This is a genomic window from Allobosea sp. 05T422_2, assembly GCF_056396265.1.
In genome coordinates, this window is sequence record NZ_JBFTLD010000286.1 from 1 (window position 1) to 8,320 (window position 8,320).

An 8,320-nucleotide genomic window follows, 5' to 3' on the forward strand; every position below is an offset into this window, starting at 1 on the left:
ATCCAGATCTCCGCCCCGTCCAGGGCCCGGCCCAGTGGCTCGACCTTGCGGATGTCGCAGCAGGATTTGCGGGCGTCGCGGGAAGCATAAAAGCCGTTGATGCCGTTTTGGCGGACAAAAAGTTCGATCGCGTCATGGCGCGGGTAGAAGGGGCGGATCACCACGCCATAGTTACGCTCAGTCTCCTGCCAGAGGCTGTAGACCTCCGGAAAGAGCCTGCCGGTGTCGAGGGTGACGATCTCGATGGGAAGCCCGGCACGAGCAATCAGATGGATGAGGACCTGATCCTCAAGGCCGAAGCTGGTGGTAAAGACGATCCGTCCCGAAACCGCCTGACGCAGTCCGATGAGACGGTCGCGCGCATCCGACTTGCCGAACGCGCGAACGAGGTCAGCAGCGCGCTCGGGCAAGTCAATTGCCTCAGCCGGTGCGCCTTGTTGGGCGGAAAGGCCCGTATCGATGGGGTCTCTGGCCATGGTCTTGGCCGCCTGTATTGTTCTGTAAATCGAACAATTCAGCTATACCCGAACGCCCACCGGGGCAATTCACTTGAGGTAGTGTGGTTTTTCTTATTTCACAAAATGAAGAGAAGAACCTTTCGCCGAGGCAGGCAGCCGGGCGCGACTGCCGTCCCCGACGCGGGGAGAGTGAGGCCTCAGCCGCAATGCGGCTGGGCGCCGGCGCTCCAGAAGGGCGCATCCTCGCCGGCGCGCGGAATGCTGCGGCGCTCAGTGGCCCGCAATTCGGCCGGCAGCGCCACGACGCTTTGCCACCAGCCATGGGCGCATTCGGAGCGGAACGCCATCTKGTCGCTCAGGCTCGTGCCGATGGCCCGGAAGCCTGTTTCCAGCGCGGCAACGGCATCCCGGATCGCAGCCTGCGTCTGCTCCGTGCTCTCGCGCGCATCGGCGCAGAAGGCAGCGGTGAAGGCAGTGATGTCATGGGCCAGTTCGGGATAGGCGCTTGCATCGAGGCTCCAGGCTTTCATCCATTCATGCGAGACGAGTGCGACCGCCTCATCGAGCGGGCGCGAGACGACCTTGCGGGCCGTGGTCCGCATATGGCGCATCAGCTCGGCACGCGCGTGCTGGTGACGCGCGGCGATCGCGGCCTCCTTCATGCGCGCAATCGCGGCCTCGGCCTCGGCGAGACACTCGTCGACCGGATGGGTCATGATCCAGCAATCCTCAAGGCAGGCGGGCGAGCGCATCGATCATGCGCTCGAACAGGCGGTCGGCATCGACCTCGTTGACGACGAAGGCGTTTGCCGGGCGCTTCGTCCGGCCGTTCCAGTCGATGGTCGAGCGGCCCCGGACATTGCCGGCGAGCTCGATCTCGACATGGCAATCACGGCCCTTGAACAGCTCGGGCCAGAGCAGCCAGGCGATGACGCAGGGGTCGTGCATGGGGTGGGCCGCCGTGCCCAGGCCCCCTGGGCGCGGACGCGTCAGCATGCCGTGGACCGCTCGCCCGGTGCGGGTGCCGAGCCCGTCCAACCGCGCCATGGCCGCCGACGAGGCGATGGCCTGATGCGTCGCATGCAGGCCAAACAGCGTGACAGGAACGCCCGCCCCGAGGACGACCGCCGCGGCATGCGGATCGACATAGAAATTGAACTCGGCTGCCGGCGTCATGTTGCCGAGGCCCATGGCCCCGCCCATCACCACGATCTCGCGCAGTTTGGGCGCAAGTTCCGGGGCAAGCCGCAAGGCCATCGCGACATTGGTCAGCGGCCCGAGCGCGCAGATCGTGATGCTGCCGTCTGTGGCTGCGCGCAGGACCTCGACGATCCCCTGGACGGCATGGCCGGGAGCCGCCGACGAGGCGGCGGYCGGCAGCCCGGCGCCGCTCAGGCCGTCGGGTCCGGAGACGAATTCCGCCGTCTCGAGCGGCTCCAGCATCGGCCGCGCCATGCCTGCTTGTACGGGCACATCGGGGCGCGCCGCCAGATCGCGGACGCGCAGCGCGTTGGCGGTGGTCAGGTCGATCCCGACATTGCCCGCGACCGTGCTGACCAGCCGAATGTCGAGTTCGTCAGGCTGCGCAAAGGCGAGCAGCAGGGCAACAGCGTCATCCTGCCCGGGATCGGTGTCGATGATGATCGGCCGTGCCATCTCAGGCCGCCAGCGCCGGGGCGGACATGATCAGATGGCTGAGATCGTCGGGGGTGAGATCGCCGATCGGCAGGTCATGCAGCTTGCGGCCGCTGCGCAGGATCACGACCCGGCTCGCCAGCGCGACCACGTCGCGCATGTTGTGGCTGATCAGCAGGACAGTGCGCCCCTCCGCCTTGAGATGGCGTACAAGATCAAGCACTTGCGCGGTTTCTTTGACGCCGAGCGCAGCCGTCGGCTCATCCATGATGATGACCTCGGCGTTCCAGCGAAGCGCCCGCGAGATCGCCACGGCCTGACGCTGTCCGCCGGAGAGCCGCTCGACCGGGCGCGTCATGTCCTCGATCTGCACCGACAGCCGGCGCAGGTAGCCTCTCGCCTCGTCCGCCATCCGCGCCTTGTCGAGCACGCGCAGGAAAGGCAGCACGAGCGGGCGCGTCAGCTCGGCCCCCATGAAGACATTTGCGGCGATCGACAGGCGCGGCGCGAGGGCAAGCTCCTGGTAGATCGTCGCCACGCCCTGCTCGAGCGCGTCATGCGGCGAGCGGAAATGCACCTCGCGGCCACGCAGGCGAATGGTGCCGGCGGTCGGCGCCTCGGCGCCCGACATGATCTTGATCAGCGTCGATTTGCCGGCGCCGTTGTCGCCGCAGATCGCCAGGACCTCGCCGGCATGGACGTCGAGATCGATGCCGCTCAGTGCCTGGACGGCGCCGTAATTCTTGCCGACCGAGCGCATCGCGAAGATGGGCTCCGAGGCCGCCTTTTCTGTCATCCGCATGCTCTCCGGAGGGCGCGCAAACGGGCCGGCTGCAAAGGCCGGCCCGGACGAGGGGCGCCCTATTTCAGGAAGTCCTTGACGTTGTTCTTGTCGACGACGACCGCGTCCATGAAGAGATAGGGGCCGGTCGTGATGGCGCTCACCGGCTGCTTCTTCACGGCGATGGCCTCGACAGCCTCGACAGCCTTCACGCCCATTTCCTCGAAGGGAACGGTGACRGTCGCGAGGAAGGTGCTGTCCGGGTCGGCAATGCGACGATAGGTTTCGGCGCCGCCATCGACGGAAACGAGCGGAATTTCGCCCTTCTTGACGCCCTGGGCCTTGAGCAGATCGTCGATGATGTAGGCCTGACCGTCAAAGGAGGCCCAGATACCGTTGATCTTGCCCTGATTGCGCAGGAGCAGCGCCTGCACGCCGCTGCGAACATCGTCGCGCCAGCTTTGGGTGCGCGCCATGCCGTGCTTTCCGACTTCCTTGACCGCGGTGTTCTCGGACAGGACGACGTCGAGCACCTTGCCGCGAATGCGTGAGGCGATATTGCCGTCGAAACGCACCGACATCAGGTTGCCGGTGTAGCCCATCTGCCCGAGCAGATAGAGGGCTGCGTCCGCACCGACCTTGTATTCATTGGTCTGGATGTCGAACAGCGAGTACGGCCCGGCGCCGGACTGGACTGTGATGACCGGGATGCCCTTGTCCTTCGCGGCCTTGAACTGGGCTTCCGCCTCGACCGGCTTGCCCATGGCGACGATGATGGCGTCGACCTTCTTGGCGATCAGCGCCTCGAACTGCTCGGCGTGCTTCGGCAGCGCGCCTTCGGAATTCAGCAGGGTGACGTTCCAGCCCTTGGCCTTGGCCGCAGCCGCAGCCGCATTTGCAACGCGCGCATGCGTCTCCGAGGTGAACTGGAAGCCGATGACGCCGAGCTCGAATGCGGAGGCGCTGCCGACGCCCCAGGCCAGCGCCAGACAGCTGGCTGCAACCATCTTCACGAACTTCATGACTACCCCCTCCGGACCGCGCGGATGGCTGCGCGGCGTTGTTGCGTTCAAACCTTGACGGCTGCCTTCCGCACCACGCTGGCCGAGAATGCGACCGAGCCGATGATGATGATGCCAAGCACGATATCCTGCACGTAATAGGCTGCGCCCATCAGCACGAGCCCGTTGCCAAGAACCTTGAGCACAAGCGCGGCAAAGACCGTCCCGGCCACATTGGGCTTGCCGGGCTCGAACATCGTCATGCCGAGCAGCACGGCGGCAATGGCGTAGAGAAAATAGTCGCCGGCCATGTTCGGAGCGGCGGAGGAGAGGCTCGCGGCGAGCAGCACGGCGGTGATCGAGGCGAAAACGCCGGCCAGCAGCAGGCCAAGCCGCTTCATCCGCATGGTCGCGATGCCTGCGAGCCGCGCCGCCTCATCAGCCTCGCCGGTTGCCGCCATATGGGCGCCGGTCCGGGTCCATTTCAGCAGCACATAGGAGATGCCGGTCGCCGCAAGCAGGAACCAGATCAGATTGGGCAGGCCGAGCGTCGTGCCGCGTGCCAGGCCGGTGAATCCGGCCGGCCAGCGCCCGACGAAGGCGACGCCCTGCGTGATCATGAAGGCGAGCCCCTTGGCGATGGCGGCCGTGCCGAGCGTCACGATCAGCGAAGGAACCTTCAGCACCGTGACGCCGAAACCGTTGAAGGCCCCCAGCCCGGCGCCCACCGCAAGAGCGGCCAGGACCGCGATCGCGGGGTCATAGCCCGCCTGGATGAACCAGCCAGCGGCGACTGCAGCCAGGCTCGCGACCTCGGCGATCGACAGATCGAGCTCGGCGATGGTCAGGGCGAGCGCAAAGCCGAGTGCAAGGATGGCGAGGAAGCTCGTGTCCTTGGCGATGTTCAGGAGATTGCCCGGGCTTGCGAAATTCGGCGCAAACGCGACGAAGAACCCGATCAGGGCGAGCCCCGCCAATGCAGTGCCATGCCGTTCGACAAGCGTGCGCATTCAGTGCGTTCCCCGCAACGGAAGCGCCATGCGGCCTCCGGGCGTCGCAAAGGGCTGATGGGGAGACGGGATCGAGTGTCGGGGCATCATGTCATGACAGCGGGCGAGCGGGCATTCCATCCGAACCGGCCGAAGCCGTACCGAATGGAACAACTCAACCCTAGTGCGGGGCCAACGCGAATGCGAGCCGGCGCAACGGGTTGAGAGCGAATTCTCCACGTCCAATTGCGCAACGTCAGGCCCATGCTGCACGTGCGGCCCCTCACTCGCGCCAACCGGCGAGCTGACGCCCGATTGGAGCCAGAGCCTGCTCTGCCTGTCGGAAGAGGCCAAACAGCCGATCATAGGGTTCGCGTGAGGCCGGGTTCGGCTGGTAGACCCGCGCCAGTCTGACAAGCGCTTCCTGCGCTGCGGCGAGATCCGGAAAGCGTCCGAGAGCGGTCCAGGCGACGATGGCAGCACCGAGCAGACCATGCTCCTCGCCTTCGACGACGCCGACCGGACGGCCGAGGATATCCGCCTTGATCTGACACCAATGGCGATTGGCAGCGCCGCCTCCGCCGAAGCGAAGTTCCGCGATCGGCCGGCCTGACGCTGCCTCGGCACGCTCCAGCACGACACGATTGAGGAAACCGACGCCCTCCATCACCGCCCAGGCGAGGTCAACCGCGCGGTGGCGGCGATTGAGCCCGACGAGAGCCCCGCGCAGTGACGGGTCCCAGTACGGCACGCGTTCGCCCTGGAGATAGGGCAGGAAGATCACCGGGGCGGCATCGCGCGGTTCCGCAAGGACGCGGCCAAGCTCGCGACCGGCTTGCGCCGGTTCGCCCTGGAAGCGACCGAGCAGCTCGAGCAGCCAGATCAGCGTGTCGGCCCCTGTCTGGCTGGGGCCGCCGAGCTGGGTGAGGCCGGCGCCCCAGTCTACCGTCATCAGCCCTTCGGCCCAGGCAGCCCGTGCATTGACGAGACCCAGCACCTCCGTCGTCCCGGACAGGTTGTAGCCAAAACCCGGACGCATGGCGCCCAATCCGACCACGCTCGCCCAGGTGTCGTTCGCCATGGCGATCACGGGCCGGCCGGCAAGATGGCCAAGTGCGCCTTCCAGCCCCGGCTGGACATGGCCCATGATCGAAACCGGCTGGCGCAGCGGCGGAAGAAGCGTCACCGGCAGGGCGGCAGCGTCGAACAGCGAACCGCCGGCGGGCGCGGCCGCTGCGGCCGCCTCCAGCCGCGCGAGCGAAACGGTATCGCTCGCCACGACCCCGGTCAGGCGCAGATTCAGATAGTCCTTGGGATCGAGAACATGCGCCGTGGCSGCGAGGATGCCCGGCTCGGACTGTTTCAGCCACCAAAGCCGCGCGAGCGGGTGGAAGGCATTGAGGCCCGCTGTCTCCGGATGCTCCTTCGGGCACGTGGCCAGAAGCGAGGGCAGCGTCGTGTCGGCGCGCGTATCGCGCCATAGCATGGCGGGACGGAGCACCTGGCCGTCGCGATCGACGAAGACCTGCGTGCGCGTCAGCGCCGAGATCGCCAATGCCTCGATCTGCCCGAAGAGCGTGGGATGGGAAGCCTGGAGCACGGCTGCGCTCTCGCGGAGCGCGCTCCACCAGTGGTCGGGATCGATCTCGGCGGCGCCGCCCTGCTCGATCGGCACCCGCATGACGATGCTATGGCGGGCCCGAAGCTGCCCCGCCTCGTCGACGAGAGCTGCGCGAAAACTGGTGCCGCCGAGATCGCAGGCGAGAACCATGCTCACCGGCGAATACTCCCGTCGCCGCTACGCCTGCCGGACATCACCCTCACCTGCATCGCCTTGATCCGTCGCTCCCTGCCAGGGGCCTGCCTCATAGCAGGAGAGCGAGCGGGCGCGTAGCGCCCGCCGCCGGAAGCTGGGGATCAGGCGAGCGCGGCTTCGGTTTCGTCGACCAGCCGCCAGAACAGGCGCACGCCTCCGTCCGGCGCGGTTTCGAGGCCGGGCACGGCAGAGAGCAGCTTGCGGGTATAGGCATGCTGCGGCCGGTCGAAGATCTCGTCGCGGGTCCCGTCCTCGACGATCCGGCCCTCGTTCATCACCACGACACGGTCGGCGACCTGCTCGACCACGCCGAGATCATGGCTGATGAACAGGCAGGAGAAGCCGTGCTTGCGCTGCAGCTCGGCGAAGAGCTCCAGCACCTGCGCCCGCACCGTCACGTCGAGGGCCGAGACCGGCTCGTCGGCGATCACGAATTTCGGACGGCGCACCACGGCGCGTGCGATCGCGATGCGCTGGCGCTGGCCGCCCGAGAGCTCGTGCGGATAGCGTGACGCGAAGCCGTCGGCGAGGCCGACCTCCGCCAGCACCTCCTGCAGCCGCGCCGCCTTCAGGGCCGCCGTCATGCCGGGCACCAGCCGGAGCGGCTCGGCCACGAGATCGCCGATGGTCATGCGCGGATCGAGCGAGGAATAGGGATCCTGGAAGACCATCTGGCAGTTCAGCCGGTAATCCCAATAGGCMGTCTCGCTCTTGTCGATCGGCTTGCCCTCGAAGCGGATCTCGCCGCTGGTCGGCTTGATCAGGCCGGCGATCGCATGGCCGAGCGTGGTCTTGCCCGAGCCCGAGCCGCCGACGACGGCGACGACTTGGCCCGGCGCGACATCCAGGCTGATGCCATGCAGTGCGCGCTTCGGCGCCTCCTTGCGGAAGAAGCCCTGGCGTCCGCCATAGTCGATCACGAGATCACGCACCGAGACGATCGGCGTTCCGGCTTCCGGCAGCGCGYGCGCCGGACCGCGATGCGGCATCGCGGCCAGCAGCTTGCGCGTATAGGGGTGCTTCGGCCGCGCCAGCAGCTCCTCGGTCCGGCCCTGCTCGACGACATCGCCCTGGCACATCACGATGGCGCGGTCGGAATAGCGCGCGATCATGCCGAGGTCGTGGCTGATCATCAGCACGGCGGTGTTGTTGGCCTTGGTCAGGTCGACCATCAGCTCCAGCACGTCGCGCTGCACGACAGCGTCGAGTGCCGTCGTCGGCTCGTCGGCGATCAGCAGCGCCGGCTTCAGCAACATCACCGAGGCCAGCATGATGCGCTGGCGCATGCCGCCGGAGAACTGATGCGGATAGGAGGTCAACGCGCCCTCGGGATCGCGGATGCCGACACGCCGGAGCATGTCGAGGATCAGCTCCTTGCGCTCGCTGGTGCTGAGCTTGCGATGCAGCGCCAGGCCCTCGTCGAGCTGCCGGCCGATCAGCATCGAGGGGTTCAGCGAGGTCATCGGCTCCTGGAAGACCATGCCGACACGCGAACCGCGCATGGCGCGCAGCTGCTTCGGCTCCATGGTCGTGACCTCCTGGCCCTCGAACTTGATCGAGCCGGCGACACGCCTGACCGCCGGCGGGATGAAGCCCATCAGAGCGCGCGCAGCCAGGGTCTTGCCGGAGCCGGACTCGCC

8 protein-coding genes are annotated in these 8,320 nt (G+C 67.1%); all 8 read right to left on the reverse strand.

Annotated elements, in window-relative coordinates; genetic code table 11:
* Positions 1 to 476: phosphoadenosine phosphosulfate reductase domain-containing protein (locus tag AC1DJT_RS31120; RefSeq protein ID WP_476835566.1), on the reverse strand; the 476-nt coding region annotated here is incomplete at its 3' end.
* 179 nt (positions 477 to 655) lie between these two features.
* On the reverse strand, positions 656 to 1,174 hold the full coding sequence (locus AC1DJT_RS31125; protein WP_476835567.1) for a hypothetical protein: 519 nt from the start codon (positions 1,172 to 1,174) through the stop codon (positions 656 to 658).
* A 13-nt stretch (positions 1,175 to 1,187) separates the two neighbouring features.
* On the reverse strand, positions 1,188 to 2,114 hold the full coding sequence (locus AC1DJT_RS31130) for a nucleoside hydrolase (RefSeq protein WP_476835568.1): 927 nt from the start codon (positions 2,112 to 2,114) through the stop codon (positions 1,188 to 1,190).
* 1 nt (position 2,115) lies between these two features.
* Positions 2,116 to 2,889: an ATP-binding cassette domain-containing protein gene (locus tag AC1DJT_RS31135; protein WP_441507104.1), complete on the reverse strand. Its 774-nt coding sequence runs from the start codon at positions 2,887 to 2,889 to the stop codon at positions 2,116 to 2,118.
* Positions 2,890 to 2,954: 65 nt separating this feature from the next.
* Positions 2,955 to 3,896, reverse strand: a complete 942-nt coding sequence (locus tag AC1DJT_RS31140) for a sugar ABC transporter substrate-binding protein (RefSeq protein ID WP_113519288.1) — start codon at positions 3,894 to 3,896, stop codon at positions 2,955 to 2,957.
* Between the two features lie 47 nt (positions 3,897 to 3,943).
* Positions 3,944 to 4,885 carry an ABC transporter permease gene (locus tag AC1DJT_RS31145; protein ID WP_441507103.1) on the reverse strand — a complete coding sequence of 314 codons (942 nt, stop codon included), beginning with the start codon at positions 4,883 to 4,885 and terminating at the stop codon, positions 3,944 to 3,946.
* 262 nt (positions 4,886 to 5,147) lie between these two features.
* Positions 5,148 to 6,635, reverse strand: coding sequence for a xylulokinase (locus AC1DJT_RS31150; protein ID WP_441507127.1), 1,488 nt, complete (start codon positions 6,633 to 6,635; stop codon positions 5,148 to 5,150).
* A 146-nt stretch (positions 6,636 to 6,781) separates the two neighbouring features.
* The coding region (locus AC1DJT_RS31155; protein ID WP_476835569.1) for a dipeptide ABC transporter ATP-binding protein at positions 6,782 to 8,320 on the reverse strand (1,539 nt) is incomplete at its 5' end.

What these genes read in the sequence shown, in the direction of transcription:
- AC1DJT_RS31135 (WP_441507104.1), bottom strand. Translation starts at nt 2,889, where the DNA reads ATGACAGAAAAGGCGGCCTCGGAGCCCATCTTCGCGATGCGCTCGGTC.
- AC1DJT_RS31145 (WP_441507103.1), bottom strand. Translation starts at nt 4,885, where the DNA reads ATGCGCACGCTTGTCGAACGGCATGGCACTGCATTGGCGGGGCTCGCC.